This window comes from Gordonia sp. AC31 (assembly GCF_031844505.1).
GTDB classification, from domain to species: Bacteria; Actinomycetota; Actinomycetes; order Mycobacteriales; family Mycobacteriaceae; genus Gordonia; species Gordonia hongkongensis.
In genome coordinates this window covers 104,111-124,101 of sequence record NZ_JAUZVK010000006.1, presented here as the reverse complement: position 1 = coordinate 124,101, position 19,991 = coordinate 104,111, and the positions used below count along the sequence as shown (strand labels likewise).

Genomic DNA, 19,991 nt, shown 5'->3' with positions numbered 1-19,991 from the left:
TGGCGTCACCCCGGGCAGACGGCGGTCGCGCCGTGCGGCGCACGCCTCCCGACCGTCGCCGGTGTGATCTGCGATTTCTTCCGGGTGAACGGCATTATGCGCCTCACCGGCACTGATAGGCTGCGGCGTATTGTCCACCCGAGCATGCGCCGGCGCATGTGGTCAGGAAGATACCGCAGTGGCACGGATGTCCGTCGACCAACGTCGAAGCGCGCTTCTCGAATCGGCGTACCGTGTGATCGCCGACCATGGGGTCGAGGGCGCGACCACGCGTCGCATCTGCGCCCACGCCGGCATGCCGCTCGCAAGTTTCCACTATGCCTTCGAGAGTCGCACCGCACTGTTGTGTGCGGTCATGGAGACGGCGGTCCCCACCGACATCGAGCGCATGCTGCACGCGGTGCTGCCCGCCGCCGACTACGGACCCGAGCCGGGCGTGGAGACGATGCGGTCGAGCATGGTGAGCCAGTTCCACGCGTTCTACGACCTGCTCAAAGCCGATCCCGGCCGGATGCAGGCGACCATCGCACTCGGCATCTACGCGCACAATCACCCGGAGCTGCAGCAGGTCGGCAAACACATGTACGAGCAGCTCTACCGGGTGGCCTCGGCCGGACTGCAGTCGATGGCCGACCTGACGCCCATGGAATGGATGACGCCGGTCGAGGACCTCGGTCCGCTGATCATCGCGGCGACGAACTCGATCACGCTCGTCTACCTCAGCACCGCCGACGACAAGGTCGTCGACGCGATCATCCGCTCGATCACCGATCAGCTCATGACCCATGTCAGCTTCGGGTGAGGCGCCCGACGCGGCACCGGTGACGCCGACGCCCGCGCCGTGGCTGAGTGATCCCGAATCCTATTGGGCGGCAATTGATCAAGCGGTCGCCGACGCGGGACTCGACGCACCGGTCCTCGCACTCGACCGGGCCGCCCTGGAGCACAACGTCGCCGATCTCACGCGTCGGTCGGCGGGTGTCCCGATCCGCCTGGCCACGAAATCCGTCCGTGTCCGCTCGGTCATCGACGACATCACCGCGCGCGCCGGTTTCGCGGGGGTGCTCGCCTACGACGTCGCCGAGGCACACTGGCTCGCCACGACCTCGGGGATCGACGACGTGCTGATGGGATACCCCAGTGTGCGGCGGGATGCACTGGCGGCCTTGGCCGCCGACGAGGTCGCGACCCGTCGGGTGAGCGTGCTCGTCGATTCCGTCGACCAACTCGACCTCATCGACGCCGTCGTGCCTCCGTCCGCCCGGCCGCCGATCCGCGTCGCGATCGACCTCGACGCGTCGTACCGTCTACTGGGCGGGCGGGTGCACATCGGGGTTCGCCGCTCGCCGGTGCACTCCCGTCGTGACGCACTGGAGCTGGCACGGATCATCGTGGCACGGGCCGGCTTCGATCTCGTCGGGGTCATGTCCTACGAGGCACAGGTGGCCGGGGTGGCCGATGCGGCGCCCGGTAAGGCGTTGGCCAACCGGGCGATTCGCGCGATGCAACGACGTTCGATGGCCGAGTTGCGCCGTCGCCGCGGCAAGGTGATCGACGACGTGCGCCGGATCGCCGACCTGGAGTTCGTCAACGGAGGCGGCACCGGTTCCCTCGAGGAGACCGCGCGCGACCGCTCGGTCACCGACATCGCCGCGGGCAGCGGCCTGTTCGGCGGCCACCTGTTCGACGGGTACGCGCGGTTCCGTCCCGCCCCCGCGCTGTCCTTCGGTCTCGACGTCGTCCGCCGCCCGGCGCCCGGCGTCGTGACCTGCGCGGGCGGCGGTTGGATCGCGTCCGGCCCGCCCGCTGCCGACCGGTTGCCCACACCCGTGTGGCCGCACGGACTCACCTACGTCGGTACCGAGGCCGCCGGCGAGGTGCAGACCCCGCTGCGAGGTGCGGTCGCGGACGAGATCGACGTCGGGAGTCGGGTGTGGTTCCGGCACACCAAGTCCGGCGAGGTGTGCGAACGAGCGCGCGAGGTCGCGATCATCGGCCGCGACGACGCCGGGCACGCGGTGGTCGATGAGGTCGTACCGACCTACCGAGGAGAGGGCAGGTGCTTCCTGTGAGCAGGACCGCTGAGCGTTCGGCGCCCGGCTGGCGCAACTGGGGCGGCACCGCGGCCTGCACGCCGAACCGGGTGCGGCACCCGGCGAGTGCCGCCGAGATCGCCGACATCGTCCGGGAGACGGCCGCGCGCGGCGGCACGGTGAAGACCGTCGGCGCGGGACACAGCTTCTCCCCCATCGCCGTGGCCGACGACGTTCAACTCGACCTGTCGCGCCTGCGTGGTCTGGTCGCGGTCGACGGCCATCGAGTGACCGTGCGCGCCGGCACGCACCTGCACGAGATCCCGGGGATCCTGGCACCTTTCGGACTCGCGATGACCAATCTCGGCGACGTCGATCGTCAGACGATCGCCGGCGCCACCTCGACCGGAACCCACGGCACCGGGCTCGCCTTCGGCGGCATCAGCACCCAGATCGTCGGCGCGACCATCGTCACCGGCTCCGGCGAGATCGTCACCGTGACCGCCGACGACGCCGACATGCAGGCCGTCGCACTCGGCCTCGGCGCGCTCGGGGTCGTTGTGGAACTGACCATCGACTGTGTCGACGAGTTCCGGCTGCACGCGGTCGAGGGTCCCGAGACGGCCGATGCGGCGATCGCCGCCTTCCACGAGCGCGTCGCGACCACCGACCACCACGAGTTCTACCTGTTCCCGCACACCAATTGCGCTCTGGTGAAGACGAACACGCGGGTCGGTCCCGACGCCCCGGTCACCGGGCCGTCGCGCGTCAAGCGCTACATCGACGACGAACTGTTGAGCAACAAGGCCCTTCGTCTGCTGTGCGAGATCGGTGCGCGCGCGCCGCGATTGGTGCCGACGATCAACGGGGTCACCGGTCGCGCGCTCTCCGCACGAGAGTTCACCGACTCCTCCACCGGGGTCTTCGTCTCCGACCGCGACGTCCGGTTCCGCGAGATGGAGTACGCCGTCGACCTCGAGGCCGTGCCGGAGGCGCTGCGCGAGATCCGCGCCCTCCTCGACCGGCGCGACCACCTCGTCAGCTTCCCCATCGAGGTCCGCGCCGCCGCGGCCGATGACCTCATGCTCTCCACCGCCTCCGGACGCACCAGCGGTTACATCGCCGTACACCGTTATCACCGCGACGATCCCGCCGACTCCGATGCCTACTTCGCCGACGTCGAAGCCATCCTCACCGGTCTCGGCGGCCGGCCCCACTGGGGCAAGATGCACACCCGCGACGCCGAGTATCTACGCGGCGTCTATCCACGGTTCGACGAATTCCGTTCCGTCCGGGACCGATACGACCCGTCCCGCGTGTTCGCCAACGACTACCTGCGGCGGGTGCTGGGCGACTAGTGAACGGTGTCGCGGCCCGTATCCAGCGCCCGATCAGCACAACTGTCTCACTCTTCGTTCACGGAGCGATCTCGCAAAGCGCGCAGTAACCGCTAGGGCAGCACGCCGTACCCGCCTGGCACCTGATGATGACTAGCATCGTCGGATCGTCGAGGCAGCTCGGGCGCCCAGAGTTCGCAACCGTGTCACACCCCTCAAAACGATTGTCGCTTCCCAGCGTTTTTGCGCGACTCGATTGCACGTCGCTTTACATCTGCAGTGAGCGCCGAACTCTTTACCTTGTCGCGAGTAATTTCGTCGATATCGACAATAGCTGCGCACAACGCATTCAGTTCTGCGATACGCTTGTCACTGCCGTCCTCGATGAATTCTCGGATCTTTCGGGCACTTGTTTCAATCTTCGGGGAAGAGAGGTTGGCAATCGAATCACCGCAGACGTAGTAGCGCACCGCCATCAATATGTGCCATCGCAATTTGACGAAGCGGCCATCGATCTTCCGATTTGCAAGCAGTAGTCGGATGCGATATAGGGTGTAAGCTGCGACATAGAAAACTTCTTCGCGATACGTGTTATCGAAGACAAGACCGCGCATCTCCCCTGTCAACCGATTGGGGTATCGACTAGCGAGATCTGGCTTATCCAAAAACATGGCGGCAACGCATCGTGCAATTTCCCGGATATCGAAGACTCTGATGGCTTTCACATCTTCGTGAGAGCTAAACTGGTCGGTACGACGTTCAAAGAATAGTTGATATTCATCGTCCTCCGCCCTGGCCACAAAGTAGCGGTCAATCATCTTGATCGCATCCAGTGTGGCTAAGAATTGCGACTCTTCAACTTTCGTCTGACGGTTAGTGGAGCGAACGATATCGTCGACCACCGAAGGGTCCGAGGTCTCAACAATCTTTAGCACCAGAGTTGCATCACCGTCAACGATGTCCCGGTTGCGGAACAGCACGTTAGAAGTTTGACAGCCATTGACAATCTGGAAATCACGGAGGTACATCTCGAACGCCGACAATCGAACATCCGGAGCGATAATTGTCACCCCATTGTTCAGTATCCCAAACCGCTTCTGCCTAGGCTCATCATTCAGGGTGGTGCCCATCTCAGCATTCACGTCCGAGTCTACGCCAATAAAGTCTCTAACATTCTCATCAAAAATTCGTTGCCGCAGTTTACCGTTCTTGTCGGACAGTATAGAACTTATGAAATCTTGCGCCCGCACTGTAACTACATAGCTTTCGTCGATACCTGAGGTAGCCGGGAAAGGCGCGTTTCCGAGCAGCTTAAGGGTTGCTTCTACGGATCCATCGGATGACGTCCACAATTCGACGATCAAATCTCGGTCTATCAGAACCGCATCGACTTCGTGGAATAACCCGGTGTCCTCGACTGAAGTGCGCAATGAGTCTATAGCCGCAATTATTTCACGATCAGAAGATTCGCGGGCCGTGGTCGCAAGGTAGATTCGAGCGTTCGGCTTGCCATTTCGGATCCGCCCGACTTTGCTCAACACCTCATCGAATACTTCTCGCCCGTTCTCCAAATATTCCGCATGGGGATACTTATGATCATCTGACAGGAAGTCGAGGATACCGGCCTGGAACGTGGATATTTCCGACTTCTTCCAGGACTCAGCGGTCTTCGCCTGAGTAAATACGACGGAAACACTTGCATCACGCCTTCTCGACTTTAGCGCGTCTTCCACCTCATCGACACTTGCCACCTACGCCTCATCGACAAATGTCATATACCCGTCGATCCCCGGATCGTCCCCCTCGTACACAAGCTCACCGGGATCGATTTGATCCCCGCAGTACTTTCGAAAAATCGAATAATTGACGAATGCTTCGAACTGCTTCGACTGGTCTCCCCCGGCATCGAACTTCTCGACGAAGTCTTTTAGGTGCGCTTCGACCACTCGGTGCACAGTCGTCCTTTCATCGCCAATCCCCTGCAATCGGAGTGACTGGTACTGTACCCGGCGAGGACACAGATATGGGAGTCGTCCTACCGCGGCTCCCTTTGGCTTCGCACGGAACCTACTCGCGCGAACGCAGGACTCGTTACTTCGTTCTTGGGCAGCGACCCGCCTTCAGCAGACGCGAACGACCGTCGGGCACTTGCCGACCAACCCAATGGTTACCTGCACCACGCCTCCAACGTCAGACATCTCGCGGAGGCCTCCTTGATTAGGCCCGTGAGCCCGAGCAGCGAGTGCTCGTGAGCCGCAGCAACGAGAGTGTTCCAAAATTCACAGTGCCAGTCCTGTCGTCTGACGTCGCTATCGTGCGGTACTCGCATGAGAAGGGTGTCAAGCCGCGCCACCTCGGGTTCGTCGCTGAGCCGCTCCGGTTGCGTAAAGAGCCGACCCGTACGTTTCGAGATCTGGGCCGACTCCGACGTCCTCATCCGCCACCTGGCCGGCACGGTGATCTTCTGGTCCACTGGAGTACATGCGCGACGTCCTGCGGTCCCTGACCGAACTCCTCGACGGCGACGACGCGCGTCCGGTCGCACTCTGCCGGGTCGTCGGCGCGTCGGGATCGGCACCCCGCGAGCTCGGCGCGGCCATGATCGTGACCGAGGACGACACCGTGATCGGTTCGGTCTCCGGTGGCTGCGTCGAATCAGCTCTCGTGCACACCGCCCGCGACGTCCTCACCGACGGGGTCGCGATCGTCGAACAGTACGGCGTCGACGATCCCGACAGTCCCGCGCCGGGTCTGACCTGCGGCGGGCAGATCGAAGTTCTCGTCGAACGTGTCGCACCGAGCAGCGGTCGGCGCGGCCAGCTCGACCGACTCGCGGCGGCGATCGACGCCGGCGAACCCGTCTCGTGGGCCACGACCCTCACCGACGAGACCGACTGGTACTTCGCCACCGCCGCCTCACAGCAGCCGTGGCGCCGCCTCGACCGCGACGTCGCCGACCTCCTCGCCACCGGCCGGACCGGCCTCATCGGCGTCGACGACTGCGATGCCCCGTCCGACGAACGTCCCCGGACCTTCGTGCAGACCTTCGGGCCGCCGGCCCGGTTGATCCTGGTCGGCGCCAACGACTTCGTGCGTGCACTCAGTTCTATCGGGGCCGGCCTCGGCATGCGGGTGACGGTCGTCGACGCACGACCGGTGTTCGCCACCCCCGAACGCTTCCCCGACGCCGACGAGGTCGTCGTCTCCTGGCCGGATCGCTATCTGGCGGAACAGATCCGGGACGGCCGGGTGGGTCCGTCGACGGCGGTCTGCGTGATGACGCACGACCCGAAGTTCGACGTCCCGACCCTGCAGGTGGCACTCGGCTGCCGGCAACTCGGCTTCGTCGGTGCACTCGGGTCGCGGCGGACGGTCGCCGATCGCGACCAACGCCTCCGCGAGGCGGGCGTCGACGACATCCAACTCGCCCGGCTGCGCTCACCCCTGGGCCTCGATCTCGGCGGACACACCCCGGGCGAGGTCGCAGTCGCCATCTCGGCGCAACTCATCGCCGAGCGGCACGGCGCCACCGGCGCACCGCTGCACGCCGGCGACGGACCGATCCACCGCCGGTAGCGTCCCTCCGGGTCAGGACCCGGTGAACCGCGGCGGACGCTTCTCGGCCCGGGCCGCACGGCCCTCCCGCAGGTCGTCGCTCTCCCACGCGCGCATCATCGCCGCCGCCCGATCCTCGGGCGCGGCGTCGCGCGCACCGTCGCCGTTCAGCACGAGCTTGTAATGCTGCAGCGTCAACGGGGCGAGGCCGGCGATCGTGTCCGCCCAATGCTGCGCGTCGGCGAGGTCGCCGATGCGGTTGGCGAACCCGAGTGCGTGCGCACGGTCGGCGGTCAGCGGATCGCACCCGATCAGCATCCCCCGGGCCTGCCCCGCCCCCACCAGCGACACCAGGCGTCGGATGGTCCATTCATCAACGGCGACACCGAGTTTCGCCGCCGGTATGCCCGCAATCGCATCCGGCGCCATCACCCGGAGGTCGGCGGCCATCGCCAGCTGCAATCCTGCGCCGATCGCGGAGCCGTTCAGCGCCGCCAGCACGGGCACCGGGGATGACTCGATCTTCTTCAGGGTCCCGACGAGGGTGTCGAGAAAGCCCTTCTCGTACACGGGACCGGACAGGTCGGCGCCGGCACTGAACACCGGCCCCCGCCCGGTCACCACGATGGCGCGCGCGCCGGACGCGAGGGCGGCGTCGAACGCATCGGACAGGCCGGCGAGCATCTCGTCGTTCAGGGCGTTGCGCTTGTCGGCCCGGTCCAGCTCGATCGTGACGACCGCCCCGTCGGTGGTGGAGTGAATCATGGGCCCCAACCTACCCACCGCACCCATTCGACACGTCGTGACAAGGTGGGGACGTGCAGATCTCCCCGGCCGGCGCAGCGCCCGCACCGCACTCGGATGTGTTGATCATCGGCGGCGGACAGGCCGCACTGTCGGCGGCCTATTTTCTCGAGCGGTTCGGCCTCGGCGATCGCTACCAGATGCTCGACCACGCCCCCGGGCCCGGCGGGGCCTGGCAGTTCCGGTGGCCGACGCTCACCCTCGCCACCGCCAACCGCGTCCACGACCTGCCGGGGTGGGGCCTCGTCGAGGCTCTCGGCCTGGACTGTGATGAGCTCCCGGCGGCCACCGCCGTCCCCGAGTACTTCGGGCGGTACGAGGAGAAGTTCGGTCTGACCGTGCATAGACCCGTGCACGTGCGCGCCGTGCGCCGCGAGGACGACGGCTTCCGCGCCGAGCTGGGCGACGGCGGGTCGGTCACCTCGAAACTCATCGTCAACGCCACCGGCACCTGGGACCGTCCGTTCATCCCACATATCCCCGGGGCCGCCGATTTCCGCGGCCGGCAGCTGCACACGCACGACTACACCTCGCCCGCGGAGTTCGAGGGCAAGCGGGTCCTGGTCGTCGGCGCGGGCATCTCCGCCATCCAATTGTTGATCGAGATCGCCCGGGAGGCGCCCGGCAGCGAGACGTTCTGGTGTTCCCGGCGCGAGCCCGTCTTCAACCCGGAACCGTTCACCCCCGAGCAGGGGCGCGAGGCCGTCGCCCGCGTCGAACGGCGGGTGCGCGCCGGGCTCCCACCCACCTCGGTGGTGTCGGTCACCGGGCTGGCACTCACCCCCGCGATCGCGGCCGCGCAGCGCGACGGAATCCTCGCGTGGCGCCCGATGTTCACACGCATCACCGAGACCGGGGTGTGCTGGGACTGCGACGGACCATCCGGCGACTCCCCCGATCACCCGGACGTCCCGGAGCACCTGGATGTCGACGTCATCTTCTGGAACACCGGTTTTCGCAGCGCCATCGACCATCTCGCCCCGTTACGCCTGCGCGCGCCGGGTGGCGGCATCACGATGGCCGGCCGCCTCGCGACGGTCGTCGACGCCGATCCCCGGATCCAACTGCTCGGCTACGGCCCGTCGGCCTCGACGATCGGGGCCAATCGCGCCGGGCGGGAGGCGGCACGGGTCGCGGCCGAGCTGCTCGGGGTGCCCTTACGCTCTTCTGGGAACACGGCGTAGTTGTCACCACTTGACAAGGTGTTGTGTTTTCACAACACTGAGTCAGGTGAGTCCAATACGCCGTGGGGAAAAGCTCCCCATCTACAACCGCATCGGCGTGCTGCGGGCGGAGCGTCGGATGTCGCGGGCCGAACTCGCCGCAGTCGTCGGCATCAACGTCCAATCGGTGGGCGCACTCGAGCGCGGCGACAACTACCCCAGCCTCGACCTGGCGTTCCGCATCTGCGACGTCTTCGATTTACCGGTGGAGGCGGTGTTCAGCCGGCACGAGTTCGAGGCGATGTCGTCGGCGCTGTACCGGCGCCAATCGTCGCCCCGTCAAGAACTGCACCCAGCCACCCACACCGACGAGTCCGGAGGTGAACGATGAACGACCCCAATTCGGCCATCCCCGAGGAGGCCACACCCGCCCTCTGGCGCCGCTACGAGGAGTGGCGGGGCCGCCGGCACCAGGAGTTCAACGACAAGAACGCACACCGCCTCACCTCGTGGCGCACCCGGCGAACCTATCGACGACTCGTGCTCGTGCAGGCGTTCTTCGCCATCCTGCTGATCCTCAGCTCGATTCTCGCGTTCTTCGACACCGGTATCTTTCTGGTGCCCTTCCTGATCGGACTCGCCGGCATCATCACGACCCTGTACCTGACGCGGATCGTCACCGGGTCGATCGCCGACACGCCGGTCACCGCTCTCGATGAGATCCAGGTGGCGCAACGCAATTCGGCGCGTTCCATCGGTTTCACCGTTCTGTACAGCCTGATGTTCATCCCGTACGCGGTGCTGGTCGTCCTCAGCTTCGACGACCAGGTGTCCGGCCAGGCGGTCTACGGATCGGCCATCCTGCTCATCACGCTCGTCCTGGCCGCGATCTGCGTACCGACCATGCTCACCGCCTGGTGGATGGCGGATCCGGACCCCGAGGATCTCGAAGCACTGCCATCGGATACGACAACCATTCCCAGTGAGGAGAGTGCGCAATGACCGCACCACTGATCGTCGACGGGCTCCACAAACGGTATGGAGACCTCATCGCGCTGCGCGACATGACCTTTTCCGTCGACCCGGGTGAGATCTTCGGGTTCGTCGGCAGCAACGGCGCCGGCAAGTCCACCACCATGCGCATAATCCTCGGCGTGCTGGCCGCCGATGCCGGAGAGGTTCGCCTCGGCACCCAGCCGATCGACCTCGATCTGCGTCGTCGAATCGGGTACATGCCCGAGGAGCGAGGCCTGTACCCCAAGATGAAAGTCGGCGAACAGCTGACCTTTCTCGCACGGCTGCACGGGATGTCGGCGGCCGAGGCGCAGGACTCCGTCAAGCGGTGGACCGACCGCCTCGGCGTGGGCGCCCGCCACGACGACAACGTCGCCGACCTGAGCCTCGGCAACCAGCAGCGGGTCCAGCTCGCCGCCGCCCTGGTCCACGATCCCAGCGTCCTGGTACTCGACGAGCCCTTCTCCGGCCTGGACCCCGTCGCGGTCGACGTGATGAGCGACGTGCTCAAAGAGAAGGCAGCCGAGGGCATCCCGGTGATCTTCTCCTCGCACCAACTCGACCTCGTCCAGCGGCTCTGCAACCGTGTCGGCATCATCGCGCGCGGTGAGATGCGCGCCCTCGGCACGGTCGACGACCTGCGTGCACGCGAGGGCATCACCCTCGAGATCACCGGGCCGCGTGCCGATGTCGCGTGGGCCGACTCCCTGCCCGGTGTCCGCGGCGTCGACTACGGCGAGACGACCCGCCTGCTGATCGACCCGGATATCGCCGACGATCAGCTGATCCTGGCGACCGCCCTCCGGAACGGGCCGGTGCACCGGTTCGCGACCTCGACCCCGTCCCTGACCGACCTGTTCCGAGAGGTGGTTTCCGCATGACCACGCTACCCGACACCCCGGTGGCAACCACCGGTTCCGATCCGAGAGCATCTGCCGCACAGGCGATCCGACTCGTCGCCGGCCGCGAGATCACCACGCGCGCCAAGACCAAGTCCTTCGTCGTCAGTACCGCGCTGCTGATGATCGTGATCGTCGCCGGGTCCATCATCATCAACCTGTTCTCCGGCGGCGACGACGTCGAGAAGGTCGCCGTCGTGGGTCAGCCGGCCGCCGTCACCGAATCCATCGTCTCCATCGGTGAGGCCTCCGGCACGACGATCGCCACCGAGCCGGCCGACACCGTCGAACAGGCACGCGATCGGGTCAACAGCGGCGACGTGAAGGCCGCGCTGGTGCCCGGAGAGACGCCGGGATCGTATGTGATCATCACCAAGGACAGCCTCGAACCGGCTGTGGAGGGCCCGATCCGCACCGCGGTGTCGCAGGCGAATCTCTCTGCGGCACTGGCCGAACGCGGTGTCGATTCCGCCACCCTGCCGACCGTGGACATCTCGGTCTCGCAGACCGAACCGGACAACCCCGACGAGGGACAGCGCCTGCTCATCGCGATGGTCGGGGTGGTGCTGCTCGTCACCGCGATCATGATGGGCGGCACGATGGTCGCCGTCGGCGTCGTCGAGGAGAAGACGTCGCGCGTCGTGGAACTGCTCCTGGCGACCATCAAGCCGCTGCATCTGCTGTGGGGCAAGATCATCGGCATCGGTGTGGTCGCCCTCGGGCAGGTGGTGCTGCTCGGTGCCACCGCGCTGATCGCGGGCACCGCGACCGGAATCCTCACCCTTCCGGGCGCCGCCATCGGGATGTTCGCGGCGGTGATCGCCTGGTTCCTCCTCGGCTTCCTGTTCTTCTCCTCGCTCTACGCGGCAACCGGGGCCATCGTCTCCCGGCAGGAGGAGCTGAACTCGTCGTCCGCGCCGCTGACATTCCTCGCGGTCGCGGTGCTGTACTCCGGCATCTTCGGTGTGCAGGCAATGGATTCGACGTTGATCGAGGTGCTCAGCTGGATACCGCCGTTCAGCGCGGCACTCATGCCGATGCGCATCGCGACCGGTGACACCGATGCCGTCCAGATCATCGTCACCTTCGGCCTGATGGGCGCCGCGTGCGCGGCCGCCACCTGGATCGCCGCGCGGATCTACCAGCGGTCCATCCTGCGCACCGGCTCGCGGATCGGCTGGGGCGAGGTACTCAAGCTCGCCCGCTGAGCCTGAGGAGCGAGCTTGCGAGCGTCACCCTCCGATCCCTGAGGAGCGAGCTTGCGAGCGTCACCCTCCGATCCCTGAGGAGCGAGCTTGCGAGCGTCACCCTCCGATCCCTGAGGAGCGAGCTTGCGAGCGTCACGAAGGGTCCTGTTGCGATGCGTGACAGGACCCTTCGCCGCGCCCTCCGCTGGTCGAGCCGATACCCCCCCTGCGCTGGTTGAGCCGGCAACGAGCCGCTAGGCGAGTCGCCCCCCGCTGGTTGAGCCGGCAACGAGCCGCTAGGCGAGTCGCCCACCCCCGCTGGTTGAGCCGGCAACGAGCCGCTAGGCGAGTCGCCGTGTCGAAACCACTCGGCGACCCGACGATCTCAGCCATCGACAACCCGGGCGGCACCATACCGCAACGCCCAGAATCTATTTCGTCGACAACGATGTCACTCCTGTGGAGACTCATCCGGAATTGTCGGTGGTCGGGTTTACATTGTTTTTCAACGGATCACCTGGTCGCAGCGGGTGGGTGGACAGGCGTCGGGGGGCGTGGTGAAGGCGTGGATCGATCTACCGGGCGAGTTCGTCGCCGGGGTCGATCCTGCCCACGCCGCCGAGTCCGACATGGTCATGTTGATGGCCGGCCTCGACGCCACCCGGCGCGGCGAGTCCTACCTCGCCTGGCACCAGTATCAGACGATCGCAGCGATGACCGACCGCCTGATCACCACCAGCGCGTCCGGGTTCGTGATGGACGGCCATGCCGATTGCGCGGCCCGCATCGCCCGCCAGGCCGGGGTGTCGCGACGGCATGCCGAAACCCTGATCGATGAGGCGATCGCGCTGCGGGATCGGCTCCCCGAGGTTGCCGACACCCTGCGTGACGGGGTCCTGTCGCAGTGGCAGATCCGGTTGGTCATCTCCCGCACCGAACTGATCCCTACCGATGACCCGATCACCCCCGCGTTGGATGCCGAGATCGCCGACACTGTGCGTCGCCGAACAGGTGTGTGGGATCGGGCGCGCCTGCGGGACATGGTCGACCGCCTCGTGTTCCGCCACGACCCCGACGCGGTACGCCAACGCCGCCAAGACGCGATGGATCAACGTGGGGTGTGGACCCACGAACTGCCCGACGGCACCGCCGAACTCACCGCCGTGATGTCGGCGGAAAACGTGCGGATCTCGGCCAAAGCCGTCGCCATCCTCGCCGACACGGTCTGCAAGCGGGATGCCCGCACCCAGGGGATACGACGATCCGATGCGATGTTCGCGCTGTTGACCCGCACCAGCTTCGACTGCCAGTGCGACGATGAACAGCCGTGCACTGCCGACATCCCGGACCCACAGAGCGTCCTCGACGCGGTCCGCGCCGAGATCGTGATCCACGTGGTCACCGATGCCGCCACCCTGGCCGGGGCACCCGGGGTCGGGTTCCTCGACGAACACGGCATCATCAGCGACGAACACGTCCGTGACCTCGCCGCCCGCCCGGACGCCACCCTGACCCCGGTCACCCCCGCCCGCACCCAACCCACCTACGTCGCCCCCAGCACCAACGACGATGACCAGCGGCGGAGCGCGCAACGCCCGGCACCAGCCGACGACACCCGAGCCGACAGCGAGAATCATTCCACCGCAACGCACTTCGGCGACTCGACCGATGCCACCGCCGCATCGGTCGCAGTGGTCTACCCGGCGACCCATCCCGGCAACGGGTACCGGCCCACCACGTCGTGCGCCGATTTCGTGCGGGTGCGGGACGGGTATTGCACCGAACCCGGCTGTACTCGTTCAGCGTTCGCGTGCGATCTCGACCACGTCACCGAGTACGACCACACCGACCCCGCCCGCGGTGGGGCGACGTCGAGTGAGAACCTCAACGCCAAATGCCGTCCCGGTCACCTGATGAAGACCCACGGGGACTGGGTTGATGTGCAGTACCGCGACGACGACGGCCGCCTGGTCACCGACTACGAGACCCCCGAAGGGGTCACCCTGCCCGGGGATGCCGAAACGCTGGAAGACACCTTCCCGAACCTGCGGCGGATCCGGTTCGAGCAAGCCGCCCAAGCCCCACCCACACCACACGTCATCACCTCCGACGACAACCCGGAGCGCACGCACAGCCGACTGGACGCCAAACTGGCCCGCCGGCGACAAGAACGCGCCCGAAACAAGAAACGACGCGAGGCCGAACTCGAAGCCGACCGTCGCGACTTCCTCGAGAACCCGCCACCATTCTGACGGACTTGTCCTCTGAGGTCAGCTAGATCTGGCCGAAACGCCGGAGCGCTTCCTCACGCTCGGCCTTGTGATCGACCATCGGCTCGGGATAGTCGTCGGCGTCGACGTCACCGACCCAGCGTCGGATGTACTCGCCGTCGGGATCGAACTTTTTGGCCTGCGCCTCGGGGTTGAACACCCGGAAGTACGGCGCCGCATCGGTTCCCGTACCGGCGGCCCACTGCCAGCCGTGGTTGTTCGACGCCATGTCACCGTCGATGAGCTGCTCGAGGAACCATTCCGCTCCCCACCACCACGGCAGGTGCAGGTCCTTGACGAGGAAGGACGCGGTCACCATGCGCACCCGATTGTGCATGTACCCGGTCTCCGCGAGCTGACGCATCCCGGCGTCGACGAGCGGAAAACCGGTACGCCCTGCCTTCCACGCGTCGAAACGCTCGTAGGCCTTCTTGTCGGTGTCGAGGTCGATGCCGTCGAACTGTCGATTCCAGTTGTGCCACAAGCTATGTGGCCAGTGGAACAGCACGTCGGCGTAGAAGTCGCGGAAGGCGAGTTCGCGTAGATACGCTTGCGGCCCCTTGCCCTTGCCGAGATCGGCGGCCATCGTGCGGGGATGGATGTTGCCGTATTTGAGATACGCCGACATCCGGCTGGTGCTGTCACCCGCGGGATCGTTGCGGCCGGAGTCGTAGTCGGCGAGACCGTTGTCGACGTACTCGGCCCACCGCTCGAGCGCCGCGTCTTCACCGGCGGGCAACGACAAACCGGTCGGCGACTTCGGTACCTTGATGCGCCCGGTCTTCGTCAGGTCCGACGGGTCGACGATCTTCTTCGCAGGCACCGACGAGTCGGCGGGCGCACGCCAGCCGTGGTCACGCCACCGCTTGAAGTACGGGGTGAACACCTTGTACGGCTCCCCGTCGTCTTTGGTGACGCGACCGGGTGAGACGAGGTACGGCGACCCGGTCGCCACGAGCTCGATGTCGCCGAGCGCGTCGGCGACGGCCTCGTCGCGTCGGCGGCCGAACGGGGCGAAGTCCTCGGAGATGTGCACCCGTTCGGCGTCGACCGCCCGGGCCAGCTTCGGGATCTCGACCTCGGGTCGGCCCCGCACGACCAGCAGCTTGCCGTCGAGCTTGTCGTCCAGTTCCCGCAGGGAGTCGAACAGGAACGCGAGCCGCCGCTCGCCCGCGGACTTCTCCAGCCGCGGGTCCACCACAAAGCACACGAGGACCGACGAATCGGTCCTCGAGGCGGCCGCGGCGAGCGGCGGGAGGTCACTCAGGCGTAGATCGCGCCTGAGCCAGACCAGTTCGGTGGCGGACGTCAGCCCACTCCGAGCAGGTCGATGACGAACACGAGGGTCCGTCCCGAGAGACGGTGTCCGGCACCGGCGGAGCCGTAGGCCAGCTCGGGCGGAACCGTCAGCTGGCGGCGTCCGCCGACCTTCATCCCGGGGATGCCCTCCTGCCAGCCCGGGATCAACCGGTCCAGCGGGAAGTTGGCCGACTGGCCGCGATCCCACGACGAATCGAACTCTTCGCCCGTCTCGTAGTCGACCCCGACGTAGTGGACGTCGACGATGCCGCCGCGAGCGGCTTCCTCGCCCTCGCCGACGATGAGGTCGGAGATGGTGAGGTCGGCCGGCGGGGGTCCCGCCTGGAACTCGACCACTGGCTTCTCGGTGCTGGTCACTGGACTCTCCTTTGAGTCGGGTGTTCGGCGGTCAGGCGGTGCGTCGGAACGGTCGCTCAGCGATCGCCCATCTGCACGTAGTCGCGTTCGGTGTAGCCGGTGTAGAGCTGACGCGGACGGCCGATCTTGGTGGTCGGGTCCTCGTGCATCTCGCGCCAGTGCGCGATCCATCCCGGCAGGCGTCCCAGCGCGAACAGCACGGTGAACATGCGCGTCGGGAAGCCCATCGCACGGTAGATGACACCGGTGTAGAAATCCACGTTCGGGTACAGCTTGCGCTCGATGAAGTAGTCGTCGTTGAGGGCGACCTCTTCGAGACCCTTGGCGATGTCGAGCAGGTCGTCCTGCACGCCAAGCGATTCCAGGATCGTGTCGGCGGTCTTCTTCACGATGGCGGCGCGCGGGTCGTAGTTCTTGTAGACGCGGTGACCGAAGCCCATCAGCTTGACGCCGGCCTCCTTGTTCTTCACCCGCTTCATGAAGTCCTTGGTGTCGCCACCGTCGGCCCGGATGTCGTCGAGCATCTCGAGCACGGCCTGGTTGGCGCCGCCGTGCAGCGGGCCCCAGAGCGCGTTGATGCCGCCGGAGATCGACGTGAACAGGTTGGCCTGCGACGAGCCCACCAGGCGGACGGTCGAGGTGGAACAGTTCTGCTCGTGATCGGCATGCAGGATGAACAGCATGTCGAGGGCCTTGGCGACCTCGGGGTTGACCTCGTAGGGCTCCGCGGGGAAGCCGAAGGTCATCCGCAGGAAGTTCTCGACGAGGCTCAGCGAGTTGTCGGGATACAGGAACGGCTGTCCCGCCGACTTCTTGTACGCATACGCCGCGATGGTCGGCAGCTTCGCGAGGAGGCGGATCGTCGACAGCTCGACCTGCTCGTCGTCCTTGGGATCGAGCGAGTCCTGGTAGTAGGCCGACAGCGCGTTGACCGCACTCGACAGCACCGGCATCGGGTGCGCGTTGCGGGGGAATCCGTCGAAGAAGCGCTTGAGGTCCTCGTGCAGGAGGGTGTGGCGCTGGATCTTGGTGGTGAAGTCCTCGAGCTGCGACGGAGTCGGGAGCTCCCCGTAGATGAGCAGGTAGCTCACCTCGATGAAGGTCGACTTCTCGGCCAGCTGGTCGATCGGGATTCCGCGGTAGCGCAGGATGCCGGCGTCACCGTCGATGTAGGTGATGGCCGACTTGGTCGACGCGGTGTTCACGAAGCCACCGTCGAAGGTGGTCAGATTGGTCTCGGCCAGGAATTTGCCGAGCGCGACCGAGTCGGTGCCCTCGGTGGCCTTCAGGATCGGGAGCTCCAGCTGTCCACCGGGGTAGGTGAAGGTCGCTGAGGCCGTGTCGGACGCCTGGTCGGCTGGGACTGTTTCAGCAGACACACGAACCCCTTATTCAGATCAGAGATTTTTACAGTGACCGGGTAGGACACACAGGTACAACCTAGTCGCTTCTCAGCTCGCCCGCCCACGGAGGGTCGGCGCCGGGCCTCGAGACCGTCACCGCAGCCACGTGAGCTGCGAATTCAGCCGCTTCCCGCCACTGCTGGAGGGTCAGGGATCGCACTGCTCCGGGCGTGAGTCGACCACGCCGATCCAGGTGGTTGACAAGGCCCCCGAGCACGCTGTCCCCGGCACCGATCGTGTCGACGACGTCGACGGCCGGCGCCGGCGAACTCACCTCACCGACCGCGGTCCGGACGGTGATGCCCGAGGCTCCCGCCGTGGTGACCACCGCGGCGACGCCGTCGGCCAGCCAGTCTGTCGTCGAACTTCCCGCGGACCCCTTGTTGAGCCAGGCCGCGTCCTCGTCGGACAGTTTGACCACGTCCACCGACGACATCCAGCTCCGGAAGCGCCGACGATAGGCCTCGGGGTCCGCGATGACCGCGGGCCGGATGTTCGGGTCCAACACCACGACTCGGCCCTCGGCCCGGCATCTGCGCATCAGGTTCTCGTACACCGTGGCACCGGGCTCCAGGACCAGAGATAGGGTCCCGAAGGTCACCGCCGCCACCGTCGGCGGCAGTGCGCCGGGATCGCCGATCGCGCGATCCGCGGTGCCCTCCACATAGAAGGAGTAGTGCGCCGAACCGTCGTCGGCGATGGTCGCCAGGGCCAACGAGGTGGGCTCGTCACGACGCTGGACCAACGCGGTTCCCACGCCGGCGGCCCGGAGTGCGTCGAGGACCGCATCGCCATAGGTGTCGGTGGACACCGCGGACAGCAGAGAGACCGCACTCCCCAACCGGCCCAGCGTGATTGCCACATTGAACGGGCCACCCCCGAGGGCGGGCTGCAACGGCGCCAGAGCGCCGGCGGTCGCGTCGTGCCGGCCACCGCCCTGCTGTACGACATCGACGAGCGCCTCACCGCAGACGACGATCTCTCTCACTGTCTCTCCTCACGTTCCGCGTCGGCCATCCCGCGCCCGTCCTCTCTGAGTCTGCCACCGGACGCAGGCCCCTCCGCCCGAGTTCAATCGGTGGGACACCGTGTCGCGCGGGGTAAGTTCGTTGGATGCACGAACTGCCGGCGGGCCCCGACGCGGTGGTCCTCGACTTCTCGGCCGACGACTCACCGTCGGCCGCCGTACTCAGCGCGGTCGCGGCGCTCCGCGAAGCGATCCGGGGTGGTGAACTCCCCGAGGTCACCGACCTCGTGCCCAGCGCGCACACCGTCCTGGTCCAGGCCCGTCCCGGCCGCGGGCTGGACGAACTCGGTGTCCGCCGGGCGCTCCGGCGTCGGAAGCGCGCGGGCGATCCCGACACCCACAGCACCCACGAGATCGTCATCCCGGTCGTCTACGACGGTGCCGACCTCCCGGATGTCGCTGCAACACTGGAGATGACGACCGACGAGGTGATCGGGCTGCACTGTCGCACCCGATGGCGCGTCCAGTTCATGGGCTTCGCACCGGGTTTCGGGTATCTCGTCGCCGACGACGAGGCAGCGCATCCGTTCGACGCCGTCGGCCGACGCCGGGAGGCCCGCACGAATGTCCCGGAGGGGTCGGTCGCGATTGCCGCCGGGTACAGCGCGGTGTACCCGAGGTCGAGTCCCGGCGGTTGGCAGTTGCTGGGCCGCACCGATGTTCGGCTGTGGGATGCCGGTGCCGATCCCCCCGCCCGGCTCACTGCGGGCCGGGTGGTCCGCTTCGTCGACGCCGGACGCGACGGCACATGACCGCGCTGACCGTTCTCGCGACGGGACCCCTCGCGACTGTTCAGGACCACGGCCGACCGGGCTACGCCGATCTCGGTGTCCCCGGTTCCGGCGGAGCTGATCGTGGGGCCCTCGCGCTGGCCAATCGCCTTGTGGGCAACGCGGAGTGGGCGGCAGTCGTCGAGACGACGCTGGGCGGGTTCCGGGCATGCGTCGACGCCGACGTCCTGGTGGCGGTCACCGGGGCGGATACCGTGGTGCGCCACAACGGGGTCCCCGCGGGGCTCGCCGCGGCACTGGTACTGCGCGGCGGTGACGAGCTGGCGCTCGACACCCCTGGCTGGGGGTTGCGCAACTACATCGCCGTGCGGGGTGGGATCGACGTCGAGCCCGCACTGGGTTCCCGGTCGACCGATACGCTGTCCGGGCTCGGACCGCCACCTCTCGGCACGGACGACCGTCTGCCCGTGGGCGATGCGGCCGGCGACTGGCCCACCGCTCTGTCCGCCCCCGCCGACCGCGAGCACCCGCGTGTCGTCGTGCTGGAGTGCCACGAGGGTCCGCGGGCCGGGCATCTCGAGTTGCCGTCCGACCTGTTCGTCGGAACGTGGCTGGTCGGGTCCGACAGCAATCGGGTCGGGGTGCGGATCGACCGCGCGGAGGGATCGGCGCAGCCGCTCCTCGCCCATCGCGCCGGCGCCGCCGAGCTCCGTTCGGAGGGGATCGCCCACGGGTCGGTCCAGGTCCCGCCCAGCGGCCGTCCGGTGATCTTCCTCGCCGATCACCCGGTCACCGGCGGCTACCCCGTGGTGGCGGTCCTCGCCGCGGGCGCGGTGGACCTGGCCGCGCAGCTGGTGCCCGGATCGGAGATCCGATTTCGTCGGAGCTGAT

At 66.8% G+C, this 19,991-nt stretch carries 19 protein-coding genes; 12 read left to right on the top strand and 7 right to left on the bottom strand.

The window, feature by feature from the left end:
• Positions 1 to 178 precede the first annotated feature (178 nt).
• From Q9R39_RS09540 to Q9R39_RS09530, 3 genes are read left to right on the top strand one after another with little or no spacing between them, the layout of a single operon-like run.
• The gene (locus Q9R39_RS09540) at positions 179 to 802 is read left to right on the top strand and encodes a TetR/AcrR family transcriptional regulator (RefSeq protein WP_165630382.1); all 624 of its coding nucleotides are present in this window, start codon (positions 179 to 181) and stop codon (positions 800 to 802) included.
• On the top strand, positions 786 to 2,072 hold the full coding sequence (locus tag Q9R39_RS09535) for an alanine racemase (RefSeq protein WP_083229462.1): 1,287 nt from the start codon (positions 786 to 788) through the stop codon (positions 2,070 to 2,072). Before Q9R39_RS09540 ends, Q9R39_RS09535 begins: the two co-directional genes overlap by 17 nt.
• Complete coding sequence (locus Q9R39_RS09530) at positions 2,060 to 3,391, top strand: D-arabinono-1,4-lactone oxidase (RefSeq protein WP_165630383.1); 1,332 nt, start codon at positions 2,060 to 2,062, stop codon at positions 3,389 to 3,391. The genes Q9R39_RS09535 and Q9R39_RS09530 overlap by 13 nt, the downstream gene beginning before the upstream one ends.
• Before the next feature lie 194 nt (positions 3,392 to 3,585).
• On the opposite strand, the gene Q9R39_RS09525 is transcribed toward Q9R39_RS09530, so the two are convergent.
• Both Q9R39_RS09525 and Q9R39_RS09520 read right to left on the bottom strand, forming a co-directional pair.
• Positions 3,586 to 5,121, bottom strand: a complete 1,536-nt coding sequence (locus tag Q9R39_RS09525) for an AIPR family protein (protein ID WP_311277390.1) — start codon at positions 5,119 to 5,121, stop codon at positions 3,586 to 3,588.
• Positions 5,122 to 5,316: a hypothetical protein gene (locus Q9R39_RS09520; RefSeq protein WP_165630385.1), complete on the bottom strand. Its 195-nt coding sequence runs from the start codon at positions 5,314 to 5,316 to the stop codon at positions 5,122 to 5,124.
• Positions 5,317 to 5,851: 535 nt separating this feature from the next.
• Here Q9R39_RS09520 and Q9R39_RS09515 point away from each other — a divergent pair.
• The gene (locus Q9R39_RS09515; protein WP_165630386.1) at positions 5,852 to 6,946 is read left to right on the top strand and encodes an XdhC family protein; all 1,095 of its coding nucleotides are present in this window, start codon (positions 5,852 to 5,854) and stop codon (positions 6,944 to 6,946) included.
• Positions 6,947 to 6,958: 12 nt separating this feature from the next.
• On the opposite strand, the gene Q9R39_RS09510 is transcribed toward Q9R39_RS09515, so the two are convergent.
• On the bottom strand, positions 6,959 to 7,690 hold the full coding sequence (locus tag Q9R39_RS09510) for an enoyl-CoA hydratase (protein WP_058251581.1): 732 nt from the start codon (positions 7,688 to 7,690) through the stop codon (positions 6,959 to 6,961).
• A gap of 53 nt (positions 7,691 to 7,743) precedes the next feature.
• Here Q9R39_RS09510 and Q9R39_RS09505 point away from each other — a divergent pair, with 53 nt between their 5' ends.
• From Q9R39_RS09505 to Q9R39_RS09480, 6 genes are all read left to right on the top strand, one after another.
• Positions 7,744 to 8,913: an NAD(P)-binding domain-containing protein gene (locus tag Q9R39_RS09505; RefSeq protein ID WP_078113440.1), complete on the top strand. Its 1,170-nt coding sequence runs from the start codon at positions 7,744 to 7,746 to the stop codon at positions 8,911 to 8,913.
• Positions 8,914 to 8,959: 46 nt separating this feature from the next.
• A complete protein-coding gene (locus Q9R39_RS09500; RefSeq protein ID WP_058251583.1) occupies positions 8,960 to 9,283 on the top strand; it encodes a helix-turn-helix transcriptional regulator in 324 nt (107 codons plus the stop codon).
• On the top strand, positions 9,280 to 9,894 hold the full coding sequence (locus Q9R39_RS09495; protein ID WP_058251584.1) for a hypothetical protein: 615 nt from the start codon (positions 9,280 to 9,282) through the stop codon (positions 9,892 to 9,894). Before Q9R39_RS09500 ends, Q9R39_RS09495 begins: the two co-directional genes overlap by 4 nt.
• Positions 9,891 to 10,787, top strand: coding sequence for an ABC transporter ATP-binding protein (locus Q9R39_RS09490; RefSeq protein ID WP_211540090.1), 897 nt, complete (start codon positions 9,891 to 9,893; stop codon positions 10,785 to 10,787). Before Q9R39_RS09495 ends, Q9R39_RS09490 begins: the two co-directional genes overlap by 4 nt.
• Positions 10,784 to 12,013 carry an ABC transporter permease gene (locus tag Q9R39_RS09485; RefSeq protein WP_211540088.1) on the top strand — a complete coding sequence of 410 codons (1,230 nt, stop codon included), beginning with the start codon at positions 10,784 to 10,786 and terminating at the stop codon, positions 12,011 to 12,013. Before Q9R39_RS09490 ends, Q9R39_RS09485 begins: the two co-directional genes overlap by 4 nt.
• Before the next feature lie 533 nt (positions 12,014 to 12,546).
• Complete coding sequence (locus Q9R39_RS09480) at positions 12,547 to 14,244, top strand: DUF222 domain-containing protein (protein ID WP_311277389.1); 1,698 nt, start codon at positions 12,547 to 12,549, stop codon at positions 14,242 to 14,244.
• 22 nt (positions 14,245 to 14,266) lie between these two features.
• On the opposite strand, the gene Q9R39_RS09475 is transcribed toward Q9R39_RS09480, so the two are convergent.
• The 4 genes from Q9R39_RS09475 to Q9R39_RS09460 form a co-directional block, all read right to left on the bottom strand.
• Positions 14,267 to 15,556 carry a deoxyribodipyrimidine photo-lyase gene (locus tag Q9R39_RS09475; RefSeq protein WP_311277443.1) on the bottom strand — a complete coding sequence of 430 codons (1,290 nt, stop codon included), beginning with the start codon at positions 15,554 to 15,556 and terminating at the stop codon, positions 14,267 to 14,269.
• Positions 15,557 to 15,570: 14 nt separating this feature from the next.
• Complete coding sequence (locus tag Q9R39_RS09470) at positions 15,571 to 15,939, bottom strand: FKBP-type peptidyl-prolyl cis-trans isomerase (RefSeq protein ID WP_058251588.1); 369 nt, start codon at positions 15,937 to 15,939, stop codon at positions 15,571 to 15,573.
• Between the two features lie 56 nt (positions 15,940 to 15,995).
• Positions 15,996 to 17,318, bottom strand: a complete 1,323-nt coding sequence (locus Q9R39_RS09465; RefSeq protein WP_078113443.1) for a citrate synthase — start codon at positions 17,316 to 17,318, stop codon at positions 15,996 to 15,998.
• Positions 17,319 to 17,379: 61 nt separating this feature from the next.
• Complete coding sequence (locus Q9R39_RS09460; RefSeq protein WP_078113444.1) at positions 17,380 to 18,330, bottom strand: carbohydrate kinase; 951 nt, start codon at positions 18,328 to 18,330, stop codon at positions 17,380 to 17,382.
• A 125-nt stretch (positions 18,331 to 18,455) separates the two neighbouring features.
• Here Q9R39_RS09460 and Q9R39_RS09455 point away from each other — a divergent pair, with 125 nt between their 5' ends.
• Both Q9R39_RS09455 and Q9R39_RS09450 read left to right on the top strand, forming a co-directional pair.
• Positions 18,456 to 19,121 (top strand): allophanate hydrolase subunit 1, encoded by a 666-nt coding sequence (locus tag Q9R39_RS09455; protein ID WP_265968816.1) that lies wholly within the window; start codon positions 18,456 to 18,458, stop codon positions 19,119 to 19,121.
• Entirely contained in the window at positions 19,118 to 19,990 is an 873-nt protein-coding gene (locus Q9R39_RS09450) for a biotin-dependent carboxyltransferase family protein (protein WP_265968814.1), read from the top strand. Before Q9R39_RS09455 ends, Q9R39_RS09450 begins: the two co-directional genes overlap by 4 nt.
• Position 19,991: the final 1 nt, after the last annotated feature.

Bases quoted from the DNA above. Each gene is read 5' to 3' on its own strand.
- Q9R39_RS09490 (WP_211540090.1), top strand. From the start codon at position 9,891: ATGACCGCACCACTGATCGTCGACGGGCTCCACAAACGGTATGGAGAC.
- Q9R39_RS09485 (WP_211540088.1), top strand. From the start codon at position 10,784: ATGACCACGCTACCCGACACCCCGGTGGCAACCACCGGTTCCGATCCG.
- Q9R39_RS09535 (WP_083229462.1), top strand. From the start codon at position 786: ATGTCAGCTTCGGGTGAGGCGCCCGACGCGGCACCGGTGACGCCGACG.
- Q9R39_RS09455 (WP_265968816.1), top strand. From the start codon at position 18,456: ATGCACGAACTGCCGGCGGGCCCCGACGCGGTGGTCCTCGACTTCTCG.
- Q9R39_RS09450 (WP_265968814.1), top strand. From the start codon at position 19,118: ATGACCGCGCTGACCGTTCTCGCGACGGGACCCCTCGCGACTGTTCAG.
- Q9R39_RS09515 (WP_165630386.1), top strand. From the start codon at position 5,852: ATGCGCGACGTCCTGCGGTCCCTGACCGAACTCCTCGACGGCGACGAC.
- Q9R39_RS09495 (WP_058251584.1), top strand. From the start codon at position 9,280: ATGAACGACCCCAATTCGGCCATCCCCGAGGAGGCCACACCCGCCCTC.
- Q9R39_RS09510 (WP_058251581.1), bottom strand. From the start codon at position 7,690: ATGATTCACTCCACCACCGACGGGGCGGTCGTCACGATCGAGCTGGAC.